At 73.2% G+C, this 25795-nt stretch carries 32 protein-coding genes; 6 read left to right on the top strand and 26 right to left on the bottom strand.

Features of this window, described 5'->3' with window-relative positions; translation table 11 throughout:
- Position 1: 1 nt before the first annotated feature.
- On the bottom strand, positions 2 to 829 hold the full coding sequence (locus B4U46_RS17220; protein WP_079428441.1) for a hypothetical protein: 828 nt from the start codon (positions 827 to 829) through the stop codon (positions 2 to 4).
- Between the two features lie 149 nt (positions 830 to 978).
- Here B4U46_RS17220 and B4U46_RS17215 point away from each other — a divergent pair, with 149 nt between their 5' ends.
- Entirely contained in the window at positions 979 to 1392 is a 414-nt protein-coding gene (locus B4U46_RS17215; protein WP_079428439.1) for a hypothetical protein, read from the top strand.
- 88 nt (positions 1393 to 1480) lie between these two features.
- Here B4U46_RS17215 and B4U46_RS17210 read toward each other — a convergent pair whose 3' ends face one another.
- From B4U46_RS17210 to B4U46_RS17180, 7 genes are all read right to left on the bottom strand, one after another.
- Positions 1481 to 1663: a hypothetical protein gene (locus tag B4U46_RS17210; RefSeq protein ID WP_079428437.1), complete on the bottom strand. Its 183-nt coding sequence runs from the start codon at positions 1661 to 1663 to the stop codon at positions 1481 to 1483.
- A gap of 57 nt (positions 1664 to 1720) precedes the next feature.
- Entirely contained in the window at positions 1721 to 2074 is a 354-nt protein-coding gene (locus tag B4U46_RS17205; RefSeq protein ID WP_079428434.1) for a hypothetical protein, read from the bottom strand.
- 115 nt (positions 2075 to 2189) lie between these two features.
- On the bottom strand, positions 2190 to 2792 hold the full coding sequence (locus B4U46_RS17200) for a class F sortase (RefSeq protein ID WP_079428432.1): 603 nt from the start codon (positions 2790 to 2792) through the stop codon (positions 2190 to 2192).
- Between the two features lie 241 nt (positions 2793 to 3033).
- Positions 3034 to 4014 (bottom strand): PucR family transcriptional regulator, encoded by a 981-nt coding sequence (locus tag B4U46_RS17195; protein WP_079431820.1) that lies wholly within the window; start codon positions 4012 to 4014, stop codon positions 3034 to 3036.
- A gap of 146 nt (positions 4015 to 4160) precedes the next feature.
- The gene (locus B4U46_RS17190; RefSeq protein ID WP_079428430.1) at positions 4161 to 4406 is read right to left on the bottom strand and encodes a hypothetical protein; all 246 of its coding nucleotides are present in this window, start codon (positions 4404 to 4406) and stop codon (positions 4161 to 4163) included.
- Between the two features lie 50 nt (positions 4407 to 4456).
- Positions 4457 to 5209 (bottom strand): CbtA family protein, encoded by a 753-nt coding sequence (locus B4U46_RS17185; RefSeq protein ID WP_079428428.1) that lies wholly within the window; start codon positions 5207 to 5209, stop codon positions 4457 to 4459.
- A gap of 42 nt (positions 5210 to 5251) precedes the next feature.
- Entirely contained in the window at positions 5252 to 5467 is a 216-nt protein-coding gene (locus B4U46_RS17180; protein ID WP_079428426.1) for a CbtB domain-containing protein, read from the bottom strand.
- Positions 5468 to 5709: 242 nt separating this feature from the next.
- Here B4U46_RS17180 and B4U46_RS17175 point away from each other — a divergent pair, with 242 nt between their 5' ends.
- Positions 5710 to 6165 carry a histidine phosphatase family protein gene (locus B4U46_RS17175; RefSeq protein WP_398898647.1) on the top strand — a complete coding sequence of 152 codons (456 nt, stop codon included), beginning with the start codon at positions 5710 to 5712 and terminating at the stop codon, positions 6163 to 6165.
- Positions 6166 to 6223: 58 nt separating this feature from the next.
- Here B4U46_RS17175 and pucL read toward each other — a convergent pair whose 3' ends face one another.
- Both pucL and B4U46_RS17165 read right to left on the bottom strand, forming a co-directional pair.
- Entirely contained in the window at positions 6224 to 7141 is a 918-nt protein-coding gene (gene pucL, locus B4U46_RS17170; RefSeq protein ID WP_079428422.1) for a factor-independent urate hydroxylase, read from the bottom strand.
- A 368-nt stretch (positions 7142 to 7509) separates the two neighbouring features.
- Positions 7510 to 8859 carry an aspartate aminotransferase family protein gene (locus tag B4U46_RS17165; protein ID WP_079428420.1) on the bottom strand — a complete coding sequence of 450 codons (1350 nt, stop codon included), beginning with the start codon at positions 8857 to 8859 and terminating at the stop codon, positions 7510 to 7512.
- A 410-nt stretch (positions 8860 to 9269) separates the two neighbouring features.
- Between B4U46_RS17165 and B4U46_RS17160 the strand changes: the two genes are divergently transcribed.
- Entirely contained in the window at positions 9270 to 9689 is a 420-nt protein-coding gene (locus B4U46_RS17160; RefSeq protein ID WP_100863362.1) for an ATP-binding protein, read from the top strand.
- Positions 9690 to 9750: 61 nt separating this feature from the next.
- On the opposite strand, the gene B4U46_RS17155 is transcribed toward B4U46_RS17160, so the two are convergent.
- From B4U46_RS17155 to B4U46_RS17135, 5 genes are all read right to left on the bottom strand, one after another.
- Positions 9751 to 10641: a sigma-70 family RNA polymerase sigma factor gene (locus B4U46_RS17155; RefSeq protein WP_079431818.1), complete on the bottom strand. Its 891-nt coding sequence runs from the start codon at positions 10639 to 10641 to the stop codon at positions 9751 to 9753.
- 188 nt (positions 10642 to 10829) lie between these two features.
- Positions 10830 to 11153, bottom strand: coding sequence for a hypothetical protein (locus B4U46_RS17150; RefSeq protein WP_237292943.1), 324 nt, complete (start codon positions 11151 to 11153; stop codon positions 10830 to 10832).
- A gap of 215 nt (positions 11154 to 11368) precedes the next feature.
- Positions 11369 to 11971, bottom strand: a complete 603-nt coding sequence (locus B4U46_RS17145) for a hypothetical protein (RefSeq protein WP_079428418.1) — start codon at positions 11969 to 11971, stop codon at positions 11369 to 11371.
- A gap of 27 nt (positions 11972 to 11998) precedes the next feature.
- Positions 11999 to 12511, bottom strand: coding sequence for an AMP-binding protein (locus B4U46_RS17140; protein WP_335755409.1), 513 nt, complete (start codon positions 12509 to 12511; stop codon positions 11999 to 12001).
- Between the two features lie 180 nt (positions 12512 to 12691).
- Complete coding sequence (locus B4U46_RS17135) at positions 12692 to 13321, bottom strand: TetR/AcrR family transcriptional regulator (RefSeq protein ID WP_079428416.1); 630 nt, start codon at positions 13319 to 13321, stop codon at positions 12692 to 12694.
- Between the two features lie 105 nt (positions 13322 to 13426).
- On the opposite strand from B4U46_RS17135, the gene B4U46_RS17130 reads away from it, so the two are divergent.
- Positions 13427 to 14359 (top strand): alpha/beta fold hydrolase, encoded by a 933-nt coding sequence (locus B4U46_RS17130; protein WP_079428414.1) that lies wholly within the window; start codon positions 13427 to 13429, stop codon positions 14357 to 14359.
- A gap of 135 nt (positions 14360 to 14494) precedes the next feature.
- Entirely contained in the window at positions 14495 to 15448 is a 954-nt protein-coding gene (locus B4U46_RS17125) for a UbiA family prenyltransferase (RefSeq protein ID WP_159036759.1), read from the top strand.
- 79 nt (positions 15449 to 15527) lie between these two features.
- Here B4U46_RS17125 and B4U46_RS17120 read toward each other — a convergent pair whose 3' ends face one another.
- The 8 genes from B4U46_RS17120 to B4U46_RS17085 form a co-directional block, all read right to left on the bottom strand.
- Positions 15528 to 16232: a helix-turn-helix transcriptional regulator gene (locus B4U46_RS17120; RefSeq protein WP_079428410.1), complete on the bottom strand. Its 705-nt coding sequence runs from the start codon at positions 16230 to 16232 to the stop codon at positions 15528 to 15530.
- Positions 16233 to 16453: 221 nt separating this feature from the next.
- Positions 16454 to 17428: a DMT family transporter gene (locus B4U46_RS17115; RefSeq protein WP_079431817.1), complete on the bottom strand. Its 975-nt coding sequence runs from the start codon at positions 17426 to 17428 to the stop codon at positions 16454 to 16456.
- 5 nt (positions 17429 to 17433) lie between these two features.
- Positions 17434 to 18360 carry an ATP-grasp domain-containing protein gene (locus B4U46_RS17110; RefSeq protein ID WP_079428408.1) on the bottom strand — a complete coding sequence of 309 codons (927 nt, stop codon included), beginning with the start codon at positions 18358 to 18360 and terminating at the stop codon, positions 17434 to 17436.
- Positions 18361 to 18387: 27 nt separating this feature from the next.
- Positions 18388 to 19083, bottom strand: coding sequence for an SDR family oxidoreductase (locus tag B4U46_RS17105; RefSeq protein ID WP_237293332.1), 696 nt, complete (start codon positions 19081 to 19083; stop codon positions 18388 to 18390).
- Positions 18993 to 20270: a homoserine O-acetyltransferase MetX gene (gene metX / locus B4U46_RS17100; RefSeq protein ID WP_237292941.1), complete on the bottom strand. Its 1278-nt coding sequence runs from the start codon at positions 20268 to 20270 to the stop codon at positions 18993 to 18995. Before metX ends, B4U46_RS17105 begins: the two co-directional genes overlap by 91 nt.
- A gap of 1 nt (position 20271) precedes the next feature.
- Complete coding sequence (cysK, locus tag B4U46_RS17095) at positions 20272 to 21240, bottom strand: cysteine synthase A (RefSeq protein WP_079428405.1); 969 nt, start codon at positions 21238 to 21240, stop codon at positions 20272 to 20274.
- A 61-nt stretch (positions 21241 to 21301) separates the two neighbouring features.
- Positions 21302 to 22156, bottom strand: a complete 855-nt coding sequence (locus B4U46_RS17090; protein WP_079428404.1) for an arginase family protein — start codon at positions 22154 to 22156, stop codon at positions 21302 to 21304.
- Between the two features lie 2 nt (positions 22157 to 22158).
- Positions 22159 to 22935 carry a YqcI/YcgG family protein gene (locus B4U46_RS17085; RefSeq protein WP_079428402.1) on the bottom strand — a complete coding sequence of 259 codons (777 nt, stop codon included), beginning with the start codon at positions 22933 to 22935 and terminating at the stop codon, positions 22159 to 22161.
- Positions 22936 to 23130: 195 nt separating this feature from the next.
- Here B4U46_RS17085 and hisS point away from each other — a divergent pair, with 195 nt between their 5' ends.
- Positions 23131 to 24456, top strand: a complete 1326-nt coding sequence (gene hisS, locus B4U46_RS17080; RefSeq protein ID WP_079428400.1) for a histidine--tRNA ligase — start codon at positions 23131 to 23133, stop codon at positions 24454 to 24456.
- A 107-nt stretch (positions 24457 to 24563) separates the two neighbouring features.
- Here hisS and B4U46_RS17075 read toward each other — a convergent pair whose 3' ends face one another.
- The 3 genes from B4U46_RS17075 to B4U46_RS17065 all read right to left on the bottom strand — a co-directional run bounded on the left by B4U46_RS17075 (position 24564) and on the right by B4U46_RS17065 (position 25746).
- On the bottom strand, positions 24564 to 24902 hold the full coding sequence (locus B4U46_RS17075) for a helix-turn-helix domain-containing protein (protein ID WP_079428398.1): 339 nt from the start codon (positions 24900 to 24902) through the stop codon (positions 24564 to 24566).
- A 195-nt stretch (positions 24903 to 25097) separates the two neighbouring features.
- Positions 25098 to 25406, bottom strand: a complete 309-nt coding sequence (locus B4U46_RS17070; protein ID WP_079428396.1) for an SCO5918 family protein — start codon at positions 25404 to 25406, stop codon at positions 25098 to 25100.
- Between the two features lie 76 nt (positions 25407 to 25482).
- The gene (locus B4U46_RS17065) at positions 25483 to 25746 is read right to left on the bottom strand and encodes a CBS domain-containing protein (RefSeq protein ID WP_079428394.1); all 264 of its coding nucleotides are present in this window, start codon (positions 25744 to 25746) and stop codon (positions 25483 to 25485) included.
- Between the last annotated feature and the right edge of the window lie 49 nt (positions 25747 to 25795).

The following is a 25795-nucleotide window of genomic DNA, read 5'->3' as shown; positions in this document are numbered from 1 at the left end:
CTTATGGGGTGCGGCGGAGCCGGCCCGTCAGCCATGCGGTGAGAGCGGTGACCAGACCGACGCCGAGGACCACCCAGGCGGTGGTCCGCAGGAACGCGGTGAGGGCGTCGTACACCGCTCCGGCGGCGGCCCGGTCGATGTCGGCCGGCAGGTCGTCGAGGGTCAGGCGGCGGCACACGGCGACCGCGATCCCCAGCAGGACGGCCCCGACCGCGATCCCGACACCGGTGGCCAGCACGGCGCGGCGCCGCCGCACGGCCACCGCCACGGCCGCCACGGCCAGCAGCAGGGTCAGCACGGGAAGCCACACCCCGGCGATCTGCAGCATGCGGAACCCCTTCCGGAGGGCGCCGAGGTTGTCGTACTCCATGACCTCCACGGACAGGTGGGTCTCGGGGATGCGGTCGGCGAACGGCACCCCGTCGGCCACCAGCTCCCCTTTGACCTGCGCGATCACCGGCGCGAGGTCGATGGTGACGGCGTTCCCGTGGCCACTGGTCAGCGCCTCCAGGAACGCGGTGTGGGCGGCCCGGTTGGCCGCGTCCCAGGCGGTCCGGTAGGCGGGGGTCCCGGCGAAGGAGCGCAGGGCCTCCCCGAGCAGGGCGTCCACCCCGCCCTGGAAGGGGCCCGCCTCGATCTGCCCGGACAGGGCGCGGCCGGCCTGGGTGACGACCACCTCCTGCACGGCGGGGTTCGTCGCGAGGGGGGACATGGCGGCGGTGTAGCGGTCGGCGTCACCCAGTTGGCGGTCGGCCCAGTACGCGACCGCGCTCGCGGGCACGAGGAGGGCCACGAGCACGATCAGGGCCGCCGACAGGTAGGTGCGCACGTCACCAGGGAAGGCGGACGCGCCGCCCGACGCCACCCCCGTTGCTGCGTACGGGGAGCGGCGGCGGCCGAGTCCCGCCCGGACGGGTGATCCACTTGCCGCCCCGGGGCGGCGGGTGTGCCCTGGAGGCTGGAAGAGAGGAGCCCGCCATGGCACACGCGGCCCCCACCGCCCCGCGGCGGTACCACCGTCCGACGGCGTCGGCGCAAGCACACGACATCACCAGGGGCGCCCTGGCCCGCCCGCTGCTGGCCGGCCTCGTCTACGGGGTCTGGGCGGCCTTCATCAAGCGCCAGATGGGCCCGGTCGACGCGGGCAACGTCTTCTACGGAATCCTCTGCGGCGTCATCTTCGCGGGGATCATGTTCGCCCTCGCCCGGGTCGGCCCGAGGCTCAAGCGGGAGGTGCACGCCGCCGCCTACGGGGTGTTCATCGGCTGCGCCGTCGGCTATCTGCACAGCCTCACCAACCAGTCCGTGCTCCGCGCGACCGTCGTCGGCCTGTTCTCGGGCATCGGCGTCGGGCTCGTCGCCTTCTACCGGTACTACACGCGGGAGGACTGAAACCCGCGCACCGGGCCGTGGCGCCGGTTGCCGTACCCCGTCGCCGGGGCGCGGCAACCGGCGCCGCCTCATGGCCGGGCCCGGCCGGTTACGCGGCCGGGCCCGCGGTGTGCCGCTGGGGCTCGCCGGCCGGGGCGGTCTCCGGGGCCTCGGCGGCGCTCTCGCGGGCCGGGACCTGTGGTGCGGGCCGGTCCTTGCGGGCCGCCGGGGAGAAGCGGGCCGCCTCCGCGCGGATCATGGCGTTCAGGGCGGCGTACGGGTCGATGGGCATGACGGAACCTCACGGTGGTCCGGGGGCGTGCGGGGGGAGTTCTCGTGCTCGGCCCGCTCAGCAGCGCAGGACCACACTCCGTACCGTCCGCGGGGACACGGCCGCCCCGGCCGGTCCGCCCTGGGCCACACGGGTGGACTCGCCCGCGTGTTTCACGTGAAACGTCCCCGGCAGCCCGCGCGGGGCCGGAGCCCCGCGCACGACCGTCCGTAGGTCCGCCCGGCCGTCGGGATCCGCGGCCGGATCCGACTGCCCCTCGGCGGGGTCGGCCGGGGCGGAGGAGGCGGCACGGGGATCTGCCCCGGCGGTGGCGGCTGCCGCCGGGCCGGCGCCGAACAGGCACAGCAGGGCGACGCAGGCCACCGTCAGGGCCCGCGCCGGCACCGTCCGCGCGTACCGCGCACCGCTCATGGGGTCTTCCCTGCCCCGCCGTCCCCGGCGGCTCCCCGGCCGCCGCCGAGAAGCCCCCGACCGGGGGACGGGAACACCCCCCTCGGCTGACGGGCGGCGGCCGCGCGCACCGGGTTCAGCCGGTGCGCAGGGGGCCGGTCAGTCGTGCGAGGACGGAGGTCTCGCCGCTGACCAGCCGCAGCCGTGCCCGTCCGCCCCGGTCGGGCGAGGTCACCCCGTACGGGGAGACCCGCTCGACGGTGAACACGGCCGTACGGTGGTCCGCGCGCGGGATCTCGATGATGCGGCCCCGCCGGAGTTGGGAGAGCGGGAGCCCGTTGCCGGTGACCACGGCGGTCCCGGCCGAGCCGGGGGCCGGGCCGGCGCTGTCCCAGCCGGCCGTGTCCTCACCGGCGGGTGTGCCCTCGGCCAGCGGGAGGTCCACCCCCAGGCTGGGGATGCGCAGCCGCAGAGGCCGTGAGGGGCGCAGTGGTCCGGCCGCTCCGGTACGGCTCCTGCGGGCCGGGGCGTGGCCGTGGGTGCCGGAGTGCTCCAGCTCGCGCACGAGGCGGCGGTGGCCGGACAGGCCGAGCGCGCGGGAGGGCAGGGCGTCGGCGATGGTCGAGGTTCCCGGATCCCGGCCCGCTCCGTCTGCGCCGTCCGCGCCGCGCAACAGGGCGATGCCGGTACAGAGCAGAGTGACCGTCAGTGCGGCGGCCGCCCATCGGGCGCGGGACATGGCATTCCTCCTGGGCCGGCTCGGGCGGCCGGTTCCTCGGAGCGTGGCCCACGTGCGGGGGGTCGGCGCGTCGGTGACGTACCCGAGTTGACGGGGTGTCATCGGTGTGTCGGGGGGTGTGCGGGGAGTCTTCGCAGCTGGCGGTGGGGGGTGGGGGGTGGCTGCGAAACCGGGGGCCGGTGCCGCCGAACGGGTGAGGGGCGCCTCGAACGCCGGCGGGGCCGGAGGCAGCGGGCTGGAGCTACGGGAGGGGGTCCGCGGGCCAGTTCAGGAGGCGGGCACCGAGGGTGGCGGTCTGGAGGGTGTACCGGTGGGCGGGGTCGGCGGGGTTGTGGCCCGTCAGGCTGTGGATGCGTTCCAGGCGGTACGTCAGGGCCCGCACGCTCAGGTCCAGCCGCCGCGCCGCCTCCGCCGACACGCAGCCCGCGTCGAAGAAGGCGGTCAGCGTCTCCAGCAGGGGTACGGCTCCGCCGCGGCCGCCCCGCAGGGGGCCGAGCACGGTCAGGACCAGGTCGGCCAGGGCTCCCTGGTCCCGGGTCAGCACGGGGTAGACCAGCAGGTCGGCGGCGCGCAGCACGGGGCCGTCGAGCCCGAGCCGGTCCGCGAGGCCGAGGGCGCGCAGGGCCTCCGCGTACGAGGCGGCCACTCCGCCCACGCCGGGGTGCGGGCGCCCGGTCGCGACGAGCCCGCCGGGGCCGGAGCCCGCGTGGGCCAGCCGGGCGAAGCGGGCCGGTACCGCGTCGTCGTCGCCGGGGGCCACGCAGATCAGCCGGCCCTCCCTGACGGCGAGCAGGGCCGTCCCGGCCAGGGCCCGCTCCAGCCGCCGCACCTCCGGGCCGCCGTCCGCATACGGGGCCCGCGCCCGGGCGACGGCCACCGTGTACGACGCGGCCATACGAAGGCCAAACCGCCCGGCGTGCGACGCGAGGCGGTCCGGGGTGGTGTGGCCGAGGAGGAGGGCGTTGAGGAAGTCGTGGCGGGTCGCTTCCTCCTGGCGCAGTGCCAGCCGTGTGGCGCGGCCGTGGCCCTCGGCGACGGCGTCCACGGCCTGTTCCACGACGGCGGCCCGGTCGCCGAGCGCGGCGCGGGCGGCGGTCAGCTGGGCGCCGAGCAGGGCGCCGAGGCCGTACCCGGCCTCGGCGGCGTGCTCCCCGAGGTCGCGGAGGGCGTCCAGTTCCTCGTCCGCGGGCCGCCGGCCGGTGGCCGAGACCTCCCCGAGCATGCGTACGTACCCGGTCAGGTACTCCTCGGGTATGTCCCGCCCCGCCGCCGTCACACCAGTCCCCGCTCCGCTCGAAAAGCCCCATTCTTCCTCGTCGGGCGGGAAGTTCGGTGGAGGGGAGGACGGGGGCCGGGCAGCCGGCGGGCTCAGAACACCACGAAAACCACCGCCGCCGCCCCCATGAGGGCGGCGGCGAGGTGCATCGCGGGGTGGCCGTAGTCCCCGTACCAGAGCTGGCGGGCGAGCCCGCCGAGGGCGGCCAGGGCGGCGATGACGCCGATCTGGGCTAAGAGGGGGACCGCCGTGAACGGGGCCAGGCTCAGCAGCACCGAGTTCAGCCAGAACGGTGCGGCGCCGGTCCAGCCCCGCCATTCCCGGATCGCGGACTGCATGCCCGGTTCCACCCCTTCGCACCGGCACGTCCGCAACCGGAGTGCCGTCCTCAACTCGTCGGCTGTACAGCCTCCTTGGGGGCGGCGGCCGGGGCAATAGCGCGTTCGGCTAGAAAACCGAAGGCCAGGCCGAAAGTCGTCCACACCACTGCCTGGATCGCCAGCGAGGAGAGCCGGAACTGCCAGATCAGCGCCGCCGGGAAGTCCGCCGGCACCTCGTTGATCCCCGGCAGCAGCGCATACGCGATGCCGACCGCCGCCACGAAGGCGAGCGAGGCGACGACCGAGGCGTTCCAGTTCCCCAGGCGCGGCGCGAGCCGGCGCCCCAGGATCAGGGCGGCCGAGGCCAGCAGCACGCTCAGGGCGATCATCAGCAGGAACAGGGCGGTCCGCCGGACGACCGTGTCCGGGTCGCCGACCGCGGGGGGATTGGCGGGGTACTTCAGGAAGGGCACCAGGCCGACCGTGAGGAAGAGCCCGCCGCTGACCAGGGCGGCCGTGGCCCGGGGGCCGAAGCGGCCGATGCGGCCCAAGGCGAAGCAGAAGACGAGCGCGGCGATGCCGCCGAGCGCGACCCCGTAGAGCAGGGTGCCGGTGCCGAGGCCGGCCGTCGCCTGGAGGGCCCGGCTGACCGGGGCGGCCTCGGCGTGGTCGTGCCCGGCCGCGCCGGCCTCCTCGATGGCGATCGCCGCGTCCACCTTGGACTCGCCGAGCAGGTACGCGACGAGGAAGGCGGCGACGCCCGCGAGCAGGCCGGCCAGCATGCCCCGGACCAGGAGGACGCGGGGGGAAATCGTGTTCACGTGAAAGCTCCTTGCGTGATCAGCGGGGGATCAGCAGGAGATTCAGTGGCAGGGGAAGCCGAGCAGGTGGCGGCCGTCGTGCATCCACTCGTGGACGGTCTCGCCCTGGAAGATCGCGGCGGCACCCTGCTCGACGCCGACGAGGTAGAGCAGGAAGAGGGTCACGACGGCGGCGAAGGCGGCCCAGGGGGCCAGTGCGGAAAGGGAGATGGGGGCTACGGCGACAGGGGCCGAAGCGGGCACGGCGGAGTGGGCCATGGCGGAACCTCCAGGGGAACACGCGTCCCGGTCAGTGGTGCTCTCGTCGAAGGCGGGCGGGTCTGACTTCCCTCCCCCGTCGCCGCGGGAGGATTCACAGTGGCGCGACCGTGCCGGATTCTCACCGGTACTTCCGTCATACCTTCTACATGTCGTCCGAGACGGTAGCGTGCTCCTGGCTTGAACACCACGGCGTGTGGCCGCCGTCTCACGCCCCGGGCGCGCGCTTTACGCTCTTTTTTATGCCCCTGCCTCCTCCGGTGCGCCTGCACCTGACCACGCCCCCGCTCGACGAGGGCGCCCGCCAGGGACGTTTCGGGTACGCGGAACCCTGTCCGGGGCACGAGGGCCTGGCCGCGCCGGACATGGGCGCGTGGGCCGGCCGCACCCTGGACGAGGTCGCCGCCGAGGACCCGGACGCGGTCCGGCGCTGGCTCACCGACCCGGAGTTCGCCCCGCCCGGCGGCGGGGAGTCCGTGGCCGCGCTGATCACCCGCACGGGGGAGCACCTGGCGCGCCTGGAGCCCGGCCGGCACCACGCGGTGGTCGCGCAGGCCGTCGTACGGGCGGCGGTGGTGTCCGCCCTGGAGCTGCCGGCGGCCGCGTTCTGGCGGCTCGACGTCCGCCCGGAGACCGTGACCGCCCTCAGCGGGCGCGCGGGCCGCTGGAACCTGCTGCTCGGGCGGCCCCGGGAATGACCGCCGGCCCGGACCCCGCGACGCGGTCCGGGCCGGAACGGGCCGGGCGGAAGCGGCGTTACGCCACGATCCAGTCGGAAGTGGCGATCACCGGCTGGACGCCGTCACGGTGGACGGTGCCCTCGATCAGGCCGTACATCCGGTCCGCCGCGAAGTAGACCTCGTTGTCGTTCTTGAGGCCGAAGGGCTCCAGGTCGACGAGGAAGTGGTGCTTGTTGGGCAGGTTGAGGCGCACCTCGTTGACCTTGGGGCAGTTGTCGAGCACCCGCTCGGCCATCTGGTTCAGGGTCTGCTGGAGCGAGTAGGAGTACGTCTCCGCGAAGGCCTCGAGCATGTGCTTGCGGACCTTCTTGTACGACCGGTCCCAGTCGTACCCGGCGTCTTCGGCGGCCGGCGCCGAGTGCGCCCAGCGGGAGGTGACCTTGGTGGCCAGGATGCGGTCGTACGCCTCCTGGAGGGTCGTGTACTTGTCCTTGATGTAGCCGTGGAACTCGGAGTTGGTCGAGTTCATCACGGTCAGGTCCTTCAGGCCCGAGATGACCTGGAGGCCGGTGGTCTCGCTGTAGGTGACCTGCGCGGTGCGCACCTCCTGGCCCTTGCGGACGAAGGAGTGCTGCTCCTTGCGCGTGGGGACGGGGATCCGCTCCCAGGCGTACTCCTCGATGCGGATCTGCGCCTCGCGGATCGGGGCCTGGGAGGAGACGAAGTGCTTGGCGAGCAGGATGCCGAAGGCCTCGGGGGAGGAGATGCCGTGTTCCTTGCCGAAGGCGTACACCGTGTTCTTGGTGGTGTCGGTCGGCAGGCAGTTGGCGTTGTCGCCGGTGAGGTGGACGTCGCGGAACTCGCCGCGCAGCGCGACCGAGACGTTGAGGTCCCGGATCTCGTGCCAGGAGCCGTCGCCGCCCTTGCGGGTCACCACGACGATGCGGTTCTCGGCCTTGCCGTACTGGTTCTGGCCCAGGACGTGCTTGCTCATGCTGTCTTCCTTCGGGTACTCGGGAACACGGAGTCCGTTGTTCTGGATCCCGTACGCCCGGCGTCCAGCGCCCGCCCCCCGAAGGGACGTCCCGCTCCCCGCCGTTCGGCCCCGGAGGGACCGCCCCGGGACTGACGTGCATCCCGGTCCGTAGGTGCTGAGTCGTAACTGTTGTACGGAAGTACTGACGGGATTGCACCATGTGTGCGGTGGGTTGACCACCGCACGGAACCTCCGAACACCCGCCCCGCCGGATTGGGCGACCCGACAAGGGGCGCCCGGCGCTCCGGATCCGGCCCGCGGCCCAGGCCGAGGCTCAGGCCGACGGCTCACGCACACGGCTCAGGCACGCGGCTCAGGCACGCGGCTCAGGCCATGTGCGCGTCCGTGACGGCGAGCGCTTCGTCCAGGACCGCCAGCCCCTCGGCCACGTCCTCGGCCGGGATGTTGCAGGGCGGCGCGACGTGCATCCGGTTCCCGGCGAGCAGGGGCCACAGGCCGCCCTTCTTCAGGGCCGCGCCGAAGGCCGCCATGGGCGCGTTCTCGGCGCCCGAGGCGTTGTACGGGACGAGCGGCTCGCGCGTACGGGCGTCCCGTACGAGTTCCAGGGCCCAGAAGGTGCCCAGACCGCGGACCTCGCCCACCGACGGGTGCCGCTCGGCGAGTGCGCGCAGGCCGGGGCCCAGCAGCTCGGCGCCGGTGCGGGCCGACTGCTCCACGACGCCCTCCTCCTCCATCACGTTGATCGTGGCGACGGCGGCGGCGCAGGCCAGGACGTGCCCGGAGTAGGTCAGACCGCCCGGGTAGGGGCGGCGGGCGAAGGTCTCGGCGATCGCGGCGGAGATGGCGACGCCGCCGAGCGGTACGTAGCCGCTGGTGACGCCCTTGGCGAAGCAGAGGAGGTCGGGGGTGACGTCCCAGTTCTCGGCGGCGAACCACCTGCCGGTGCGGCCGAAGCCGACCATCACCTCGTCCAGGATGAACACGATGCCGTAGCGGTCGCAGATCTCGCGGACCCCCGCCAGGTACCCGGCCGGGGGCACGAGCACGCCGGGGGCGCCGCCGACCGTCTCCAGGATGATCGCCGCGATGGACTGCGGGCCTTCGAAGACGACCGTGTCCTCCAGATGGCGCAGCGCGCGCTCGCACTCCGCGGCCTCGGTGCCGGAGTAGAAGGGGGAGCGGTAGGGGAAGGGGCCCCAGAAGTGCACGACGCCGGCGGTCGCGGTGTCGTTGCCGAAGCGGCGGGCGTCCCCGGTGAGGTTGATCGCGGTGGTCGTGGCGCCGTGGTACGAGCGGTACGCGGACATCACCTTGGGCCGGCCGGTGTGCAGCCGGGCCATGCGGACGGCGTTCTCCACGGCCTCGGCGCCGGCATTGGTGAAGAAGATCTTGTCGAGGTCGCCGGGGGTGCGCTCGGCGATCAGGCGGGCCGCTTCGGAGCGGACGTCCACGGCGAAACCGGGCGCGACGGTACAGAGCTTTGCTGCCTGCTCCGCGATGGCGGCGGCCACCTTGGGGTGCTGGTAGCCGATGTTGGTGTAGACGAGCGCGCTGGAGAAGTCGAGATAGCGGTTGCCCTCGTAGTCCCAGAAGTACGAGCCCTCGGCCCCGGCGACGGCGAGGGGGTCGATGAGCTCCTGGGCCGACCAGGAATGGAAGACGTGCTTCCGGTCGGCGTCTTTCACGGTGCGGAGGGCGTCGGCATCTGTGTTCATATACCGAGGGTAGTTGTCCAGGATGTGGACAGGGGGGTGCCCGGAAGGCGTGGCGGGACCGGGGTGGCGGCGGGGGGACTTGACGGATCGGTCCGGCCTTCCTCGACGGTGTGGCCGTGGCCGGATTAGCGTCGCCCGGGCCGGCCGCTCCACGGGGGAGAGTGGCCGAAAGCCCCTGGTGGGGGCCTTTCGCGTGCCTTCGGGACCCCGCTCGGAAGGCGGCGGGAGGCCCCCGCCGGGACCCTTCCCTGCGCGGCGGGGCGCACTCCGGCGGGGTTCCGGCGCCGCTGTGGTGCCGCTGTGGGACGGCTGTGGTGTCCTGGTGGCCGAAACCGTGGGATTTGTCCCCCCTGGTCGGGGGTAGGTGCGGCGCCGAGGGGGCGGGTGAGGCCATAGACGGGAGTGCGCCGGTGGCGGAACAGACGCGGAGGCTGGTCCTGGGCGGAGCCACGGCGGGCGTCGTCACCCGGTGCCGGGACTTCACCCGGCACGCCCTCGCCGACTGGCGCTGGGCGCCGGGGACCGAGGCCGAGGAGGACGTGCTGCTGCTGGTGTCGGAGCTCGTCACCAACGCCTGTCTGCACGCGGGGGGACCGCGGGAGCTGGTGCTGCGCTACGGGCCGGGCGGCCGGCTGCGGGTGGAGGTGACCGACGACAGCCCCGAACCACCCAGGGCCCGGGCCACGCAGGACCGTTCCCGGCCCGGGGGGCACGGGCTGGTCCTGCTGAACCACCTGGCGCAGAGCTGGGGGTCCTCGCCGCTGTCCGATGCCGCCCGGCCGGGCAAGACGGTCTGGCTGGAACTGCCGTCCCCCGTTCCGGAGGGTTAGCCGACGCCGACGCCGACGCCGACGCCGACGCCGACGCCGACGCCGACGCCGGCGGGCGCCGTCAGGGTGCCCCCAGGCCGAGGCGGACGAGGCGGTCGCGGTCGGTGAGGATGTCCAGGGCGGTGATGAGGCCGTCCCGGACGGTGAAGGCCATGAGGGACACCGGCCGCCCCTCCGCGTCGAGGGCGAGCACCCCCGGGGTGCCGTTGACCAGCACCGGGCGGCCGTCCTGCGCGAACCGGGCGTAGGCGATCGCCTGGGAGGCCACCTTCCGGGCCCCCCGCAGCAGGGTGCCAGGCAGGAGCGTGCCGCCGTCGGAGCGTGCGGTGATCTCCGGGTGGAGCACGCTGACCAGGGCCTCCAGGTCCCCGCCCCGGGCGGCAGACAGGAAGGCGTCGACGACCTGCCGCACCCGGACCGGGTCGCGGTCCGGGGCGGGCGCCGCGCCCTGGACGCGGCGCCGGGCGCGGCTGGCGAGCTGGCGGGTCGCGGCCGAGGACTTCTCCACCAGCGGGGCGATGTCCTCGAACGGCACGGCGAACATGTCGTGCAGGACGAAGGCCAGCCGTTCGGCCGGGGCCAGGGTCTCCAGGACGACCATCAGCGCGATGCCGACCGAGTCGGCCAGCAGGACCTCCTGCTCGGGGTCGATCCGGCCGGGATCGCCGACCACCGGGTCGGGCAGCCGCAGCGGCCCGTCCGGCCCGTCGAGGGAGTCCTCGCGCCGGGTGGCGCGCGAGCGGAGCATGTCCAGGCACACCCGGCCCACGACGGTCGTCAGCCAGCCGCCCAGGTTCTCCACCGCGCTCACGTCGGAGCGGCTCAGCTTGAACCACGCCTCCTGCACGGCGTCGTCGGCGTCGCCGAGCGAGCCCAGCATCCGGTAGGCGACCGCCCGCAGGTGGGGCCGGTGTGCGTCGAACCGCCGCGCCAGATCGTCCTTCTCGTTCACCGTCACGTCCCCCGGTGCTGATCGTCTGCTCCGGCGATCTTCCGATCCCCCGGGGAACGCTAACCAGCGGTGCGCGCACGTCCCACCGGTACGGCCGAGTTCGTCAGGTCAGATCCACTCGCGCTGGGCCGCGCGCAGGCCCGCCTCGAAGCGGCTGCCCGCGCCGAGACGTTTCATCAGCTCCGCCGTCATCCGCCGCACCGTGCGCAGGGACAGCCCCAGCCGGCGGCCGGCGGCCTCGTCGGTGAGCCCGCTGCCCAGCAGTCCCAGATCTGGTCGAACAGCCCGGCCAGGCCGACGACCACGCCAGATTCGGTCAACTGGACGGCGCCCTTGCGGGTGTTCTCCGGGTCGGCCGGGACGATGACCGTCTTCCGGTCGAAAACGAGCATGCGCAGCGGCAGCGGCAGCGTCGGCACGGTGCGGACCTCGCCGCCCAGGTCGGTGAGCCATTCCGCGTACTCGGTGGTGACCGCGTCGTTGCGGACGCTGTCCAGGTGGACCGTGCGCATCCGGACACCACGGTCCAGGGAGTCGCGGTCGAGGGGTTCGCTCGCCTAGAGGCTCGCTCGTTCGCGGCCGAGCTCTACCTGGCGGCCGGGGCTGGATCTGAGGCACCGCCGGCCCCGTCCCGGGCGGCGGACGGCGAAGGCGCGCCCGGGAGCCCCGGGCGCGCCTTCGCCGTCGCAGGTTTCCGGCCACCCCGTCGGGGCGGCCGGGCGGGGGGTCAGGCCTTGCGGCCCGCCCGGATCCCGGAGAACGCGGTACCCGCCCACAGCACGGCCGCGCAGCCCAGGCCCGGCACGTAGCGCCAGGCCTCCTTGTCCGCACCCAGCACCAGGACGGCGAGGGCGGCGAGGCCGACGGTGGCCAGCATCGCGGCGCCCACCCAGCGCAGCATCGGGGCGCGCAGGGTCCGGGCGAGCGGGAAGAAGTGCGCGCCGACGACCAGGGCCGACCAGCTGAGCATCATCTCGGGGCGGTCCAGGGTGGTGCGTATGTAGTTGTTGCCCGCACCCAGGACGGCGACCTCGATCAGCAGCACGGTGAGGAACTTCGGGCCGCCGCCGCCCGGGGCCGGGGGCGCGCCCTTCACGCTCGCGGGGGTGCGCCGGGCCAGGAGCAAGAGGCGCACGACCGTGGCGGCGCTCGCGGCGAACAGGAGGGCCCCGGCCGCGAGGACGAACGGGCGGGCGGCCCCGTGGACCGCGGGCTGTCCCAGGGCGAACCACATCACGCCGAAGGCGGTGCCGATGAGCGATGCCCGGCCACCGTTCTTGAGCTGGTCCCGTCGGGTCCGGATGACGGGGCGGACGGCGGTCTTTTCCACGGGTGTTGCCTCCTGAGTGGGTGGGTCTTACATCTTCTCGTAGCGGGTGCACCGGCCCTCCCACCCAGACCGGTCGAGGCGGTCTACCGGAAGAATCCGGCCAGTTCGGCCTTCAGGATCTTCCCTGTGGGGCCCACGGGAAAGGCCTCGGTGAAAAGACGATCCGGCGCGGGTACTCGTACCGCGCCAGCCGTTCCCCGCTCCAGCGGGCGATCTCCTCCGCCAGCCGCGGAGCCGGCCGCCCCGCGCTCCCCGGCCGGCAGCAGCCGGATCCGCCGCGGCTCGTCCGCCGCCGCGATGCCGACCCTCGACGCCGGGGATCGGCAGACCGACCGTCCCCGCGCGGCGCTCGTGGCCCGGCTGGTGGTAACTGACGCTGGGCGAGGTCTCGGTGAGCCCGCACCCCTCGTATACGGGCGCGCCCAGCACCTCCTCGACCCGCCGCAGCACTGCCGGGGGCAGCGAGGAGCCGCCGGAGTAGGCCCGTTCCAGCGGGGGGCGCGGATCGCGCCCGGCCGCGTCCAGCAGGGCGAGGTACATGGTCGGGGCGCCCATGACGACCGTGCAGCCGTGGGCGTTCATCAGCTCCAGCGCGCATGGGGCGCCAACCAGCGCTCCTCCTCGGTGGCCGCGGGCCTCGCCGCCCTGCGCGCGCAGCAGCAGCCGGGCCCGGAGGCCTTCCGTGCCGACGCCCCGGAACGCGGCCCCGAAGGCCTCCCGCTAGGGCTGCTGCGGGGCGGTGCCCTCCGGGACGGTGAAGATCCGGTCCAGGTGGTGGCGGAGCACGGCGACGGCCGACTCGGGACCGCGCTGGCCCACCAGGATGCTCGTGCCCAGGGTCGCCGCCATGGCCAGCAGGCTGACCGCCTCCGTCCGCGCGTCCGCTCCGGGGTCGGCCAGGCCCGCCTCCTGCGCGCCCGCGATCAGCCCGGCCAGGGCGTCCTCGGCGGCGTCCGGGTCGGCGATGAACGGCTGGGCGGCCAGTGCCTCGTCGGTCACGGAGAGGATCGCGTACGAGGAGTAGAGGAGGTGGAAGGTGCGGCTCTCCTCGTCGGTGGGCAGCGAGGCCAGGATCAGGGCCTCGGCGGTCGCCCGCGGGCCCGGGGCCGGGCCGGCGGCGGCGAGGCGGGCGCCGACGCGGGCGGTGAACCGCTCGGTGAGGTGCCGGAGCCCGTAGAGGAGCAGCTTCTCCTTGGTCTCGAAGTAGTACTGCACCAGCCGCAGTGAGACCCCGGCCTCGGCGGCCACGTCCCGCATGCCGACGGCGTGCAGCCCGTGCCGCCCGGCGACCCGGACGAGCGCTTCGGCGATCTGCCCGCGCCGTTCCTCGTGGTCCACGCGCTTGGGCATGTCCTGGTACCTCCACCGTCGTCGCCGTCCTCTTCATGGTACCGCTGTACCAACAATATGGTACGGTCGTATCACGAAGAACGGAACTGCAACGGAGGTGCCGCCGTGCCCGAGAACAGGACCCGCGTACGCCGTGACGTCGGCCGCTACGTCAACGACGAGCTCCGCGACCGCTACTTCGCCGCGGCCGACGCGCTCTACGCGATGGGCGCCCCCATCCGCTCCGAGACGGACGTCGAGACCAGCTTCGGCACCACGCACGTGTACCGGTACGGACCCGCCGATCCGGCGGCCGAGTCCCGCACGCCGGTCGTCCTGATCCACGGCTCCGGAGGCAGCTCCGCCCAGTGGTACCCCAACACCCGCGCCCTCAGTGCCGAACGCCCCGTCTACGCCCTCGACACCCCCGGCGATCCGGGGCGCAGCGTCCAGCGCGAGCCCATGTGGCAGCCCGAGCGCGCGGCCCAGTGGATGGACGAGGCCCTTGACGCGCTCGGCCTGGACCGGGTGCACCTGGTCGGCAGCTCCTACGGGGGCTGGCTCGTCATCAACCAGGCGCACCTGCGGCCGGGGCGGCTCGCCTCGGTCACCGCGCTCGACCCGGGGGGCCTGGAGAAGGTGGGCCTGCGCTTCTTCGTCTGGATCTTCGCCAGCCTCTTCGCCACCTTCGCCCCGAAGGCCCTGCGCCCGGCCCTCGCCAGATGGCTGGAGCAGCCGGTCCTGGTGGTCCCGGAGCTGCGCACGTGGATCCGGGCCGGGGTGCGGGCCTTCCGGATCCGCCGTCCCGCGCCGCTGCCGCTGTCGGACGCGGAACTGGGCTCCATCCGTACGCCGTTCTACCTGATCATGGGCAAGCGCAGCCTCCTGGTCCACCCGAAGCGGCAGCTGGAACGCGTCCCGCGGGTCATTCCCGGCGCCCGCGCCGAGATCGTCGCGGCCACGGGCCACGGCCCCCAGATCGACCACCCGGACGTCATCAACGCGCGGATGCTGTCGTTCATGGACGACGTGGACACCCTGCAGCACTCGGCCGCCTGACGCGGCCTGCCCGGAGCGCCGCGCGGAACCTCAACCTCCGCTGTTTTCAAGCGGATTGGTGCACTCCGGGAGTGCACCTGTGTACGCCCATGGTTGTATGGCCGAGGCGGTGATCCACTTCCTAGGGTGGCGCCCGTGATCAATCTCAGTGGGCAAGTGATCGTCGCCAGGCCGGTGCGGGTCCTGGACGTCCGTTGGCACTCCCTCGCGGACACCGTCCGCCTCTGCTGGGAGGAAGCCCGTCCCGTTGTCCAGGTCGCGTTCCTGCTGCGGTTCGCGGTCGGCGTGGTGTCCGCGGGGCAGCTGCCGCAGTCGCTGGGGCGGCCCGTGCTCGGCACGGCCTCCCTGTGGTGCGCGGTGGTCTGCGCCTACCTGCTGAACGGTGTCACCGACGTCCACGAGGACCGGGTCAACGGCTCGCGGCGCCCGATCGCCCGCGGGGACCTCCCCGAGCGGACCGCCGCCCGGGGCACCGTCCTGCTGGCCTGCGCCGCCCTCCTCCTCGGCGGGCTCGCGGGGCCCGCGGTGGTCGCCTGGACGGCCGCCTTCCTGGTGCTGGGCTGGGCCTACTCGGCCGACCCGGTGAAGGCGAAGTGCTCCAGCGGGCGCTGCGCGGCGGTGGTGTTCGGGCTGGGCGCGACCGCCTACGGGGCCGGGGTCGCGGCGTCCGGCGGGGCGTGGACCGTGACGGGCGTGCTGGTCGCCGGGGTGATGTCGGCGTGGATGGCGCTGGTCGGCGCCGTGACCAAGGACCTGGGCGACGTCAGCGGTGATGCCGCAGGCGGCCGCCGCACGGTCGCGGTCGTCCGAGGTCCGGCCGCCGCCCGGGCCCTGGCCGTGGCCGGCGCCCTCGCCGTCGGCGCGGCCGCCCCGGCGCTGGCCCTGCTGTGGGCCCGGCCCGCCCTCACGGTGGCGGTGCCGCTGGCCCTGGGGTCGCTCTGGGTGGTCGTCCGGGTGTTGCGCGGGGCCCGCCGGGAGGGCGTGGGCCGCGCGGAACGGCGCGGTGCCTACCGGGCGTTCATGGTCACCCAGTACGCCGCGAACCTGACCGCGCTGGCCGGTCTGACCCTGGCGGGGTCCCTGGGGTGAACCCGCGGGTCCCTGGGGTGAACCCGCCCGCCCGACGATCATCGACCGCGCCGCACCAGCGGCGCGGTCGCCCGTTTTCTCAGCGCCCCTCCGGGAACATCTTGTTCAGCGCCTGCACCCGGGAGCTGATGCCCAGCTTGCGGTACGCGTTGTGCAGGTGCCGCTTGACGGTCGCCTCGGTGATCTCGAAACGCCGGCTGATCTGCCGGTTCGTCAGTCCCTCCCGGACCGCCTCCAGGATCTCCCGCTCGCGCAGGGTGAGCACTTCCAGGGCCTGCGGTTCGAGATCGGCCTGCTCCTTCAGCCCGGACGGCCCCGGCGGGCGTCCGGCGGGGCCCTCCGGCCGTGCGGCCTCCTCGTAGCCCCGGATCCCCTGGTAGAGCCGGGCCCCGGTGACCGTGCGGAACGTGGTGCTGATCTCCTGCTGCACCGAGTGCCGTTGCTCGGCCGGCAGCTGTTCCGCCGCCCGGGCGACCGCCTCCCGCATGGCCTCCCAGAGCACTTCCGCCGCCCGGACCGACTCGGACACCGGGATCCGCTGCGTGACGCGGTGCGCCCCGAGCAGCCGGGAGTACTCCCCGACCCCGCTCACCTCCGCCGGCCGGCCGGTCTCCAGCGACTGCGCGCACTCGGCCACGATGTTCTGCGCCTGGTAACGGCACTGCTGCCAGGCGTCGTCGCGGGTCGCCAGCGGGCTGCCGAGCCGCTGGAGCTCCGCCCGGTACGCCTCGATGACCGCGGGCGCGGCGGTCCGGAGCTGCTGCGCGGCTGCCTGACGACTCAACTCTCGCCCACCTTCCCCCGGAACTGCGGCAGGGCCTTCCGGTTCGGCCCGCCGCGTGAACCCGGTGAAACTAACACCCTGGGGATCCGAGGGGAACGACCGTCCGAAGAATGAGAAAGCATCGGTCCGGCGCCCCCACCGCCACGGATTTCGTGGTTCGAGGAGTGCCGGACCGATGCATTTCGTCGTTACGGACTGGCCTGGACGGTGGCCCGGTCCGCTCAGGACGTCCTGGCCCGCTGGGTGACGACGATGCAGGCCAGGACGATGCACGCGGTCAGCGGCACGGCCGCGCCGATCTGCTCGCCCATCAGCAGCACGGCCCACAGCAGGGTCAGCAGCGGCTGCGCCAGCTGGAGTTGGCTCGCCCGGGCCACGCCGATGAGCCCCATGCCCTTGTACCAGACGACGAACCCGCCGAACTGGGAGACGGCCGCGATGTACGCCATGCCGACCAGGGCCTTCGCCGTCAGGTGTACCGGCTCGTGCGGCAGCGCCCAGGCGGACACGGCGATGTTGACCGGCGCCGCCAGCACCACGCCCCAGGCGATGACCCGCCAGCCGGGCATGCGGGCCGAGAGCCGCCCGCCGAAGGCGTACCCGGCCGCGCAGACGACGAGGGCGCCGAAGAGGTAGAGCTCGGCGACCGTCGGCTTGCCGTGGCTCTGCGTGAGGGTGAAGGCGATCACGGTCGCCCCGCCGGTCAGCGCCGCGGCCCAGAACACCTTCGAGGGCCGGCGCCGCGTGAGGACCGCGGAGAACGCCGCCGTGGCCATCGGCAGCGCGCCGATGACGATCGCCGAGTTCGCCGTCGAGGAAGTCTGCAGGGCCAGCGTGGTGAGCAGCGGGAAGCCGACGGCGCAGCCGCCCGCCACCACGGCGAGCGCGGCCCAGTCGCCCCGGGCGGGCAGCGGTGCCCGCGTCACCAGCAGCGCCGTGCCCGCGATCAGGGCGGCGAGCACGCCGCGCACCCCGATGGCGCTCCACGGACCGAACCCGTCGAGGGCCCATACGGTGCCGGGGAAGCTGAACGAGAAGCTCAGCACGCCGAGGGCGGCGTAGAGGGTGCCGCGCGCCCCGACCGGGGCGGCTGCGGCGGCTGCGGCTCCGGCCGGGGCCTTGGCCTGCGCCTGTGCCCGGGCCGGGGTCTGTGCCCCGGCTGCCTCGGCCGCCGAGGGCTGTTCTGTCGTTGCCATGGTGGTCATCCGTTCTTGCGTTCTCGGGTGATGTCTTCCAGCCGTGCGGCGATGGCCCGCGCGAACCGGTCGGCGGAGCCCTCCGCGAAGGGCATGCTCAGCGACGGCTCACACACTTCGAGTTCGAGCAGGACCGGCCTGCCCTCGCCGTCGCGGATGAGGTCGACGCGGCCGTAGAGCAGCGGCCGTTCCAGGTCGAGCCGGGCCACCACCGCCTTGAGCGCGGCCGAGGCCACCGCCCGTTCGTCCGGGGCGGCGTCCCGCGCGGTGCGGGCGTCCTGCGTGGGCACGTCGACCGTGCCGTCGGGCAGGAGCAGCGCCCGCTTGCGGATGGCGTGACTGTACTCGCCGTCGAAATAGATCAGGTCGGTCTCGCCGTCCCGGTCGATGGCGTCCATGTAGGGCTGGATCAGCGCGTCGCAGCCCTGCTCCAGCAGCTTGGCGACGTGCCGGGTCGCCTCCGGCTCCTGCGCGCGGGAGAACCGCTGCACGTCGCGCGAGTAGGCGCCGACGGTCGGCTTCACCACGAACTCGGCCGCATCGGGATACCGTTCGAGGAAGGCCCGCAGGGCGGCGGCCGGCTCGGCCTCCGGTGCCACGAAACTGCTCGGCACGACGGGCACCCCGGCCGCGTCCAGATCGCCCAGGTAGCTCTTGTCGAGGTTCCAGCGGACCACCGGGAGCGGGTTGAGCAGGTGCGTCACGGCGGTGACGCGCTCGCACCACTGCAGGAAGCGCGGCAGCTGCTCGACGTAACTCCAGGGGGACCGCAGCAGCACGGCGTCGAAGGCCCCCCAGTCGATGTCCGGGTCCTCCCAGCTGCATATCTCCGCCCGTACTCCGGCCTTCCGGCAGGCCTCCAGCAGCAGCGGCATGTCGTAGTCGATCGGAAGGCTGGTCATGTCGGTGGCCAGGGCCACGTGGTTGCCCATAGATGTGCTCCATTGATGTACCGGGGGTTACCAGGGGACGGTTTCGCCGCGGTGCGTGTACGTGCCGGTGGGGCCGTCGTCGCCGAGCAGCGCCATCGCCACGCCCGTCCGCGCGCCGTCCGGGGCGGCGAGGTCGCCCTCGCCGTCGTTGAGGCCGGTCCGGGTGTAGCCGGGGTGCACGGCGTTCACCTTGACCGGGGTGTCGCGCAGTTCGTAGGCGAGGTGCACCGTCCAGGAGTTGAGTGCGCTCTTGGAGGCGCTGTAGGCGGGCAGCGACTTGAACATGTCGCTGTAGGCGTAGGAGGAGGGATCGCCGTGCGTGCCGACGGACCCCAGCAGGCTGGACAGGTTGACGATGCGGCCGGCCGGGGAGCGCAGCAGCAGCGGCAGGAAGGCCCGGGTCACCTCGACGACGGCGAACACGTTGGTGTCGAAGGTCCGGCGCCACTGGGCGAGCGGCTGCTCCGAGGGCTTCCTGCCGTACTCCTCGACGCGGATGGCCGCGTTGTTGACGAGGATGTCGAGCCGGCCGTACGCGCGCTCCACCTCGGCGGCCGCGGCCCGGACGCTGTCGCCGTCGGTCACGTCGAGGACCAGGGGCTCCACCGGGAGGCCGTCGGCGCGCAGTTCCTTCACCGCAGCGGCGACAGCCTCACCGTCGCGCCCGGAGAGCAGCACGCGGACGCCGGCGGCGGCGAGCTGGCGCGCCGTCTCGAAGCCGATGCCGCGGTTCGCGCCGGTGACCAGCGCCAGTCGGTAGGGGTGGGGGGACATGTGTTGCCTCCGGAGTGCCAGAGCGTGCTGAGGAACGTCGCGACGGGCGGGCCGAAGCGGTCGATGTCGATGAGGAAGGCGTCGTGGCCCTCGTCGCAGTCCAGGACCAGGAACTCGGCGTCGGTACCGCCGGCGCGCAGGCCGTCGGCGATCTGCCGCTGCTGTCCCGGCGGGAAGAGGATGTCGGTCTCCACGCCGATGACCAGCGCCCGCTCCAGGCGGATCCCGGCCAGCGCCTCGTCGGTCGCGCAGCCACAGGACTCGCCCAGCTCGAAGCGGTCCATGCAGCGGCTGAGGTGCAGGTAGCTGTTGGGGTCGAACCGGCCGGAGAACTTCCGGGCATGGCTTTCGAGGTACGCCTCGACCTCGAACTCGGGGCCGAAGGGCACGTCCGGCGCGAGGCGCTCCCCGGCGATGCGGCCGCGGCCGAACCGGCGGTCCCATTCCCGCGCCGAACGGTAGGTCGTCATGCCCAGCTTGCGCGCCGTGAGCATGCCGCGGTGCGGGTAGTTCTCCGCGTCGTACCGGCCCCCGTTCCACTGCGGGTCGAAGCGGATCGCCTCGCGCTGCAGCGAGCGGACCGCCGTCGCGAACGGCAGTGAGCCCGCCGCCCCGCAGACGTTCAGGTGGGCACGGGCCAGACCCGGATGCCGGGCCAGCAGGGACAGCGCGCTCATCCCGCCCATGGAGGTGCCGATGACGCAGGCCAGCCGCTCGACGCCCAGGGCGCGCACGGTGTGCGCGGCGGCGTCGGCGATGTCCTCCATCGACAGTTCCGGGAAGCCGGGCCCGTAGGGCTCGCCCGTGGCGGGATCGACGGAGGCGGGCCCGGTCGAGCCCTTGCAGCTGCCCAGCGCGTTGACGCAGATCACGTACCAGCGGTCGGTGTCGACCGGCTTGCCCGGCCCGACCATGGCCTCCCACCAGCCCGGCGAAGGGTCACCGGGGTGGGAGGCGACGTGGCTGTCGGGGGAGAGGCCGGGGAGGACCAGGACCGCGTTGTCGCGTTCGGGGGTGAGCCGGCCGAGCGTCTCGTACGCCACCCGGGCACCGTTCAGGGTGCCGCCGCGCAGCAGGGGGAAGCCGTCGGGCAGAGCGGTGAACCGGGCGCCCGGGGGGACGAATTCCTGACTCACGTCAGTTCCCGGCGTCCAGCGAGGCGAGCCACTCGTCGTCCGAGCCCTCGTTGACGCCCTCCATGAGGAAGGTGGACAGGTACCGCTCCCCGGTGTCCGGCAGCATGGCGAGCAGCACCGACCCCTCGGGGGCGGTCTCCGCGACGCGCAGCGCGGTGGCCAGGGTGGCGCCGGCGGAGATGCCGGCGAAGATGCCCTCCTCCGCGGCGAGCCGGCGGGAGGTGTCCCGTCCCACCGTCTCGTCGACGGTCACCAGTTCGTCGATGACCGAGTCGTCCAGCACGCTGGGCACGAAGTTCGGGGACCAGCCCTGGATCCGGTGGACGTTCCACTCCTGCTTGCCCAGGATGGCGGCGTTCTCCGGCTCGGTGGCGACCACCCGGACACCGGGGCGGGCCGTCTTCAGCATCTGCCCGACGCCGGTGAGGGTGCCGCTGGTGCCGAAGCCGGTGACGAAGTAGTCCAGCCGCTTGCCCGCGAAGTCGGCGAGGATCTCCGAGGCCGTGGTCTCCCGGTGGTAGGCCGGGTTGGCCGGGTTGTCGAACTGCCGGGCCCGGAACCAGCCGTGCTTCTCGGCCAGTTCGTCCGCGATCCGGTTGCCTCCGCTGCTGCCGAGCGCACCGGGGAAGAGGATCACCTTGCCGCCGTACGCCCGGATCAGCTGGCGCCGCTCCAGCGAATAGGTGTCGCCCATGACGGCGACGAAGTGGTAGCCGCGCGCCGCCGCCACCATCGCCAGGGCGATGCCGACGTTGCCGGAGGTGCACTCCACGATCGTGTCACCGGGCTTGAGGAGCCCCTTGGCCTCGGCGTCGAGGACCACGGAGAGCGCGAGCCGGTCCTTCACGGAGCCGCCGGGGTTGAACGCCTCCACCTTCACGTACACCGTGGTGTGCGCGGGGGCGAGCCGGTTCAGCCGGACGATGGGCGTACGGCCGACGGTGTCGAGGATGCTGTCGTACAAGGGCATGGGGATCTCTCCAGGGCTGGCGAGGGGGAGGGGGGACGGCGGAGGGCGGGAGGCGGCCGGACTACCGGGCGGCGAGGGCGCGTTCGCCGGCCGGGCGGGTACTCCCGGCGGCGGCGTCCTCGAAGACGGGGGCGACCATGTCGAGGACCACGGCGACGGCCCGTTCGTTGACCGCCTCGTCGGTGGTGGCGTCGAACTCGGCGAGCTCGACGCCGAGCAGCCGGCCGGCGGGGATCGTCTCGAAGACCATCCGGATCTGCTCGGGCAGCAGACCGTCCGGGACGGTGTAGTCGGCGGGCACGTGGCCCGGTTCGAGGACGTCCCAGTCGATGTGCACCCAGACGGGGCGGTCGCCGATGGCGTCCAGGATGTTCTCCGGCGTCGTCTCGGCGGGCGGGATCACCCGGACTCCCGCCTGCGCGATCAGCTCGGCCTCGCCCTCGTCGATGTCCCGGGTGCCGACCAGCACGGCCTGCGCGGTGGGCAGCCCGCCTCCGTGGCCGCTCTCCCACAGGCCGCACGCGGCGGAGAGGACCATTCCGCCCAGGTAGCCGCTGCTGGTGGCCGGGGTGTTGAAGTCGCCGTGACCGTCGATGTAGAGCACCACGGCGTCCGGCAGCTCGCGGGCCACCACCGGCAGCGTGCCGATGCTCGCGGGGCAGGTGTTGGAGACCAGGACGGTCCGGCGGCCGGCCCGGATGGCGTCCCCGACGGCGCGGCCGAGCGCGGTCAGCTGCCCTTCGGCCTGCGGGAGGCTGTCGGTCCAGTCGTCGTCGGCGGCCGGCGAGGGCTCCCCGATCCAGCGGCCGGCCAGCCCGTAGCGCTGTTCGAGGGCGCGGGCGATCCGGGCGGCGCCCTCGATCATCCGGGGCTTTCGGTCGGCCACCCGGCCCTGGGAGACGATGAGCTCGATCATGGTCAGGACGTCCTCTGCGTGTCGTTGCCGTCGTCGGTACGGGGTGAGAAGGGGCAGACGTCGGTCCGCCCGGCGTTCTCCTCGATCAGCCCGTACTGGTGCCATTCGAGGGCGCCTATGCCGTAGGAACCCAATTGCGGGGAGTGTGGGACGCCGTCGTAGCGGTGTATCCGGCCGCGAATGTTGGCGCGCACCTTCCGGCCGCTCGGGGTGTCTCCGGCGAATACGTCGAAGCGTTCCCGGGGATTGATGACGAGAACGAACGACCCGCCGAGGTTGCGGCTCCGGCGGACCCGGTGCCCGGGATTGCTCATATTGCAGAAGAGCGGCATTCCGTTGAAGCACATGGACCACGCCTCGGAGCCGGGGTCCCGGGCGACGCCGGCCGGCCAGGGCGCGGGGTCGACGCGGTGCAGCTCCTGCAGCACGTGCCAGCCGAAGGCGTGGTGCTCCTCGACCGAGTCCCCGGCCACGGCGTCCGGCGAGAACACCACGACCAGCGGATACGCGGTGTCCAGCTGCCCATCCCAGTCCCTCGCCTCCTCGACGTACTCCGTCAGGGCCGCCGCCAGGTGCCGGATGCCGTCGCTCCCGCCGTCGGGCACGAAGACGAACCGGAGGAGCTGCTTGCGGAAGGCGTTCCGCGAGAACACACAAGGGAATTCCGAGTCGGTCAGGCGCCCGGTGATCTCCTCGACCGCTGTGCGCTGCCAGCTCTTTTCGAATTCGTTTGTCTGCGCCTGGGGGACAATTGCTGTGGTGTGCTGCGACGTGTGCACCTAGCCATCCGTTTCTGCGGTTACGGGCTGTGGCGATGGCCATCGTGACCTGCGGAAGCGGAGGGCCGCAACGGATTGAAACGAAGGGTTGAGGAAGCCGCCGACCCCGCTACAACGAAAGTTGTAGAGGGCTGCCCGGAGCCCCGCACCGGTAAATGGATGGCCCCCCTGACGGGGTGGGGTTAGGGTCGTGCGATGAACGACTCACAACTGGTCCGCCCTCTACCGGTGAGCGGATTTCCCGAATGGCTGCCGGAAATTCGCATGGTCGAGCAGAAGTGGCTCGATATCGTCCGTTCCGGATTCGAGAGGTACGGATTCTGTTCGGTCGAGACGCCGTCGGTCGAGCCCCTCTCCGTGCTCACCGCCAAGGGGGAGACCTCGAACGAGGTGTACGCGCTGCGCCGGCTCCAGGAGGACGCCGACGACCCGAGCGATTCCCGCATCGGCCTGCACTTCGACCTGACCGTGCCGTTCGCGCGGTACACGGCCCAGCACTTCAACGAGCTGGTCTTCCCGTTCAAGCGCTATCAGATACAGCGCGTCTGGCGCGGTGAACGGGCCCAGGAGGGCCGTTTCCGGGAATTCACCCAGTGCGACATCGACGTCATCAACGTCGACCGGCTCCCGCTCCACTTCGACGCCGAGCTGCCGCGCATGATCCACGAGGTCATGACCGGGCTGGACCTGCCCGCCTGGACGCTCAGCGTCAACAACCGGAAGGTCCTGGAGGGGTTCTACGAAGGGCTGGGCATCGCCGATCCGACGGCGGTGATCCGGGCCGTCGACAAACTGGACAAGGTCGGGGCGGAGGGCGTCGCCCGGATCCTGTCCGACGGACTCGGCCTGCCCGCGCGGACCGTCGACTCCTGCCTGGCCCTCGCCCGGCTGCGCGGCGAGGGCGCGGCCGTCGTGGACGCGGTCAAGGGCCTCGGCGTCGCGTCGGACCTGCTCGACGAAGGGCTCGGCGAACTGGCCCAGGTCCTGGACTCCCTCGGCGACCTGCCGGCGGGCAGCGTCGTCGCGGACCTCTCGGTCGCCCGAGGCCTCGACTACTACACGGGGACCGTCTACGAGGGGAAGTTCACCGACTGGCCGGACTACGGGAGCATCTGCTCGGGCGGCCGCTACGAGAACCTGACCGGCTCCTTCATCCGGCGGAGCCTGCCCGGCGTCGGCATGTCGATCGGACTGACCCGCATCTTCGCCAAGCTCCTGGCGGAGGGCCTTCTCGACTCCGGCCCCAAGTGCCCCAGCCAGGTCCTCGTGGCCGTCCCGCGCGACGAGCTCCGCGGCGCGGCCGGGGCCACGGCGGCGGGCCTGCGCGCGCGGGGGATGAACGTCGAGCTCTACCACCAGGCCGACAAGGTGGCCAAGCAGCTCCGCTACGCCTCCCGCAAGGGCATCCCGTTCGTCTGGTTCCCGCCGTCCGAGGAGGGCGGGAACCACGAGGTCAAGAACCTGGCGACGGGCGAGCAGACCCCGGCCGACCCCATGGCCTGGTTCCCGTCCCCGCGTTAGACGAGGCCGCGGCCCCAGGCCGGTGACCTGGGGCCGCGTCGTCACCCGGGGCGGCGGGACACGGCCGTGTCGCCCCCCCGGGTGGCGGGGGCGCGGCGGGGCCCGGTTCAGCCGGTTGCCGGAGGGCGGGGTTCGCCCGCTGCGCGGCGGTACTCGGCGTTGATGCGCTGGGCTTCCACGAGCTGGTCCTCGAGCGCGATGATGCGGCAGGCGGCCTCGATGGGGGTGCCCTGGTCGACGAGTTCGCGGGCGCGGGCGGCGATGCGCAGCTGGTAGCGGGAGTAGCGGCGGTGGCCGCCCTCGGAGCGGAGCGGGGCGATCAGCCGGGCTTCTCCCAGGGCGCGGAGGAAGCCGGGCGTCGTACCGATCATCTCGGCGGCCCGGCCCATCGTGTAGGCGGGGTAGTCGTCGTCGTCAAGACGGCCGAGCGGATCGTCTGCTGTCATTCTCACCTCTCCGTCGAACCTTCCGGTGCGCGGGCCGGCGGTCCGGCACTCACCGAGGGTAACGCTGCCGTCCGCGACGCCGGTATCGGCGCTCTTGACGGCTGGAGGGGTGGACGAGGGGAATCGCCCCCGTGCGGGGGACGGACGGACGAGCGGACGGGCGGGGCAGCCGCCCCGCCGCCGGCTCCTGTGCCGTCAGGCCGCGGGGGGTGCGCCCAGGAGGGCGGACGCCTTCCGGACCGGGTCGGCGGCGGCCGAGGGGGAGGCGACCGGGCGGATGCCGCACGTGAAGCCGAGCCGGGTCATGGCCCGCAGGACCTCGTTGACGCCGAAGTCGCGGCGGTCCTGGCGCGTGACGACCGCGCCGACCTGCTTGGCGGGGTAGTCACGGCGTCCGATGGTCACGAACGCGCCGGCCACGGGTTCGGGCTTGATGCCCTTCATCGAGGCCTGGACACCGCTCTTCGTCAGCTCGAACGGGAAACGGGCGATCACGCAGCGCATGGGGCCTCACAGGGGGAGAGGAAGGGAAGGGAAGGAAGGGAAGGGGTGCGGCGGGCGGTCGTTCCCGGCGCGGTGGTCAGGGGCGGGGCGCGGCCTGTGCGGGGGAGAGTTCGCTCAGGCGGGCCCGGTCGGTGTACGCGGGACTGGCGCGGAAGCCGGTGAGCTGGGTCCGGGTGACGAGGCCGGTGCGCCGGCCGTCGGCGTCGAGGATGATCAGGCGCGCGGTACGGGCCCCGTGCATGACCGCCAGGGCGACCTCGACGGTCATGTCCGCCCAGACGTGCGGGTCGGCCGTGGGCGGGGTGGACGGGTGGTCGGATCGTGTCTGTACCGGTGTCACAAGCGGCTCCTGGTGGGGAAGGGGACGGGGAAGGGGCGGGGACGGGGAT

Origin of the sequence: Streptomyces katrae, from assembly GCF_002028425.1 — a bacterium.
GTDB lineage: Bacteria > Actinomycetota > Actinomycetes > Streptomycetales > Streptomycetaceae > Streptomyces > Streptomyces katrae_A.
The sequence above is the reverse complement of the archived record's forward strand: the minus strand, read 5'-3'. Positions and strand labels throughout refer to the sequence as shown.

What these genes read in the sequence shown, in the direction of transcription:
- pucL (WP_079428422.1), bottom strand. Translation starts at nt 7,141, where the DNA reads ATGAGCAAGCACGTCCTGGGCCAGAACCAGTACGGCAAGGCCGAGAAC.
- B4U46_RS17075 (WP_079428398.1), bottom strand. Translation starts at nt 24,902, where the DNA reads ATGACAGCAGACGATCCGCTCGGCCGTCTTGACGACGACGACTACCCC.
- B4U46_RS17180 (WP_079428426.1), bottom strand. Translation starts at nt 5,467, where the DNA reads ATGGCCCACTCCGCCGTGCCCGCTTCGGCCCCTGTCGCCGTAGCCCCC.
- B4U46_RS17165 (WP_079428420.1), bottom strand. Translation starts at nt 8,859, where the DNA reads ATGAACACAGATGCCGACGCCCTCCGCACCGTGAAAGACGCCGACCGG.
- B4U46_RS17070 (WP_079428396.1), bottom strand. Translation starts at nt 25,406, where the DNA reads ATGCGCTGCGTGATCGCCCGTTTCCCGTTCGAGCTGACGAAGAGCGGT.
- B4U46_RS17135 (WP_079428416.1), bottom strand. Translation starts at nt 13,321, where the DNA reads ATGCCCAAGCGCGTGGACCACGAGGAACGGCGCGGGCAGATCGCCGAA.
- B4U46_RS17090 (WP_079428404.1), bottom strand. Translation starts at nt 22,156, where the DNA reads ATGATCGAGCTCATCGTCTCCCAGGGCCGGGTGGCCGACCGAAAGCCC.
- B4U46_RS17210 (WP_079428437.1), bottom strand. Translation starts at nt 1,663, where the DNA reads ATGCCCATCGACCCGTACGCCGCCCTGAACGCCATGATCCGCGCGGAG.
- B4U46_RS17205 (WP_079428434.1), bottom strand. Translation starts at nt 2,074, where the DNA reads ATGAGCGGTGCGCGGTACGCGCGGACGGTGCCGGCGCGGGCCCTGACG.
- B4U46_RS17110 (WP_079428408.1), bottom strand. Translation starts at nt 18,360, where the DNA reads ATGGGCAACCACGTGGCCCTGGCCACCGACATGACCAGCCTTCCGATC.
- B4U46_RS17200 (WP_079428432.1), bottom strand. Translation starts at nt 2,792, where the DNA reads ATGTCCCGCGCCCGATGGGCGGCCGCCGCACTGACGGTCACTCTGCTC.
- B4U46_RS17175 (WP_398898647.1), top strand. Translation starts at nt 5,710, where the DNA reads ATGCCCCTGCCTCCTCCGGTGCGCCTGCACCTGACCACGCCCCCGCTC.
- B4U46_RS17190 (WP_079428430.1), bottom strand. Translation starts at nt 4,406, where the DNA reads ATGCAGTCCGCGATCCGGGAATGGCGGGGCTGGACCGGCGCCGCACCG.
- B4U46_RS17195 (WP_079431820.1), bottom strand. Translation starts at nt 4,014, where the DNA reads ATGCTCGGGGAGGTCTCGGCCACCGGCCGGCGGCCCGCGGACGAGGAA.
- B4U46_RS17150 (WP_237292943.1), bottom strand. Translation starts at nt 11,153, where the DNA reads ATGCGCACGGTCCACCTGGACAGCGTCCGCAACGACGCGGTCACCACC.
- B4U46_RS17215 (WP_079428439.1), top strand. Translation starts at nt 979, where the DNA reads ATGGCACACGCGGCCCCCACCGCCCCGCGGCGGTACCACCGTCCGACG.
- B4U46_RS17140 (WP_335755409.1), bottom strand. Translation starts at nt 12,511, where the DNA reads ATGTACCTCGCCCTGCTGGACGCGGCCGGGCGCGATCCGCGCCCCCCG.
- B4U46_RS17115 (WP_079431817.1), bottom strand. Translation starts at nt 17,428, where the DNA reads ATGGCAACGACAGAACAGCCCTCGGCGGCCGAGGCAGCCGGGGCACAG.
- cysK (WP_079428405.1), bottom strand. Translation starts at nt 21,240, where the DNA reads ATGCCCTTGTACGACAGCATCCTCGACACCGTCGGCCGTACGCCCATC.
- hisS (WP_079428400.1), top strand. Translation starts at nt 23,131, where the DNA reads ATGAACGACTCACAACTGGTCCGCCCTCTACCGGTGAGCGGATTTCCC.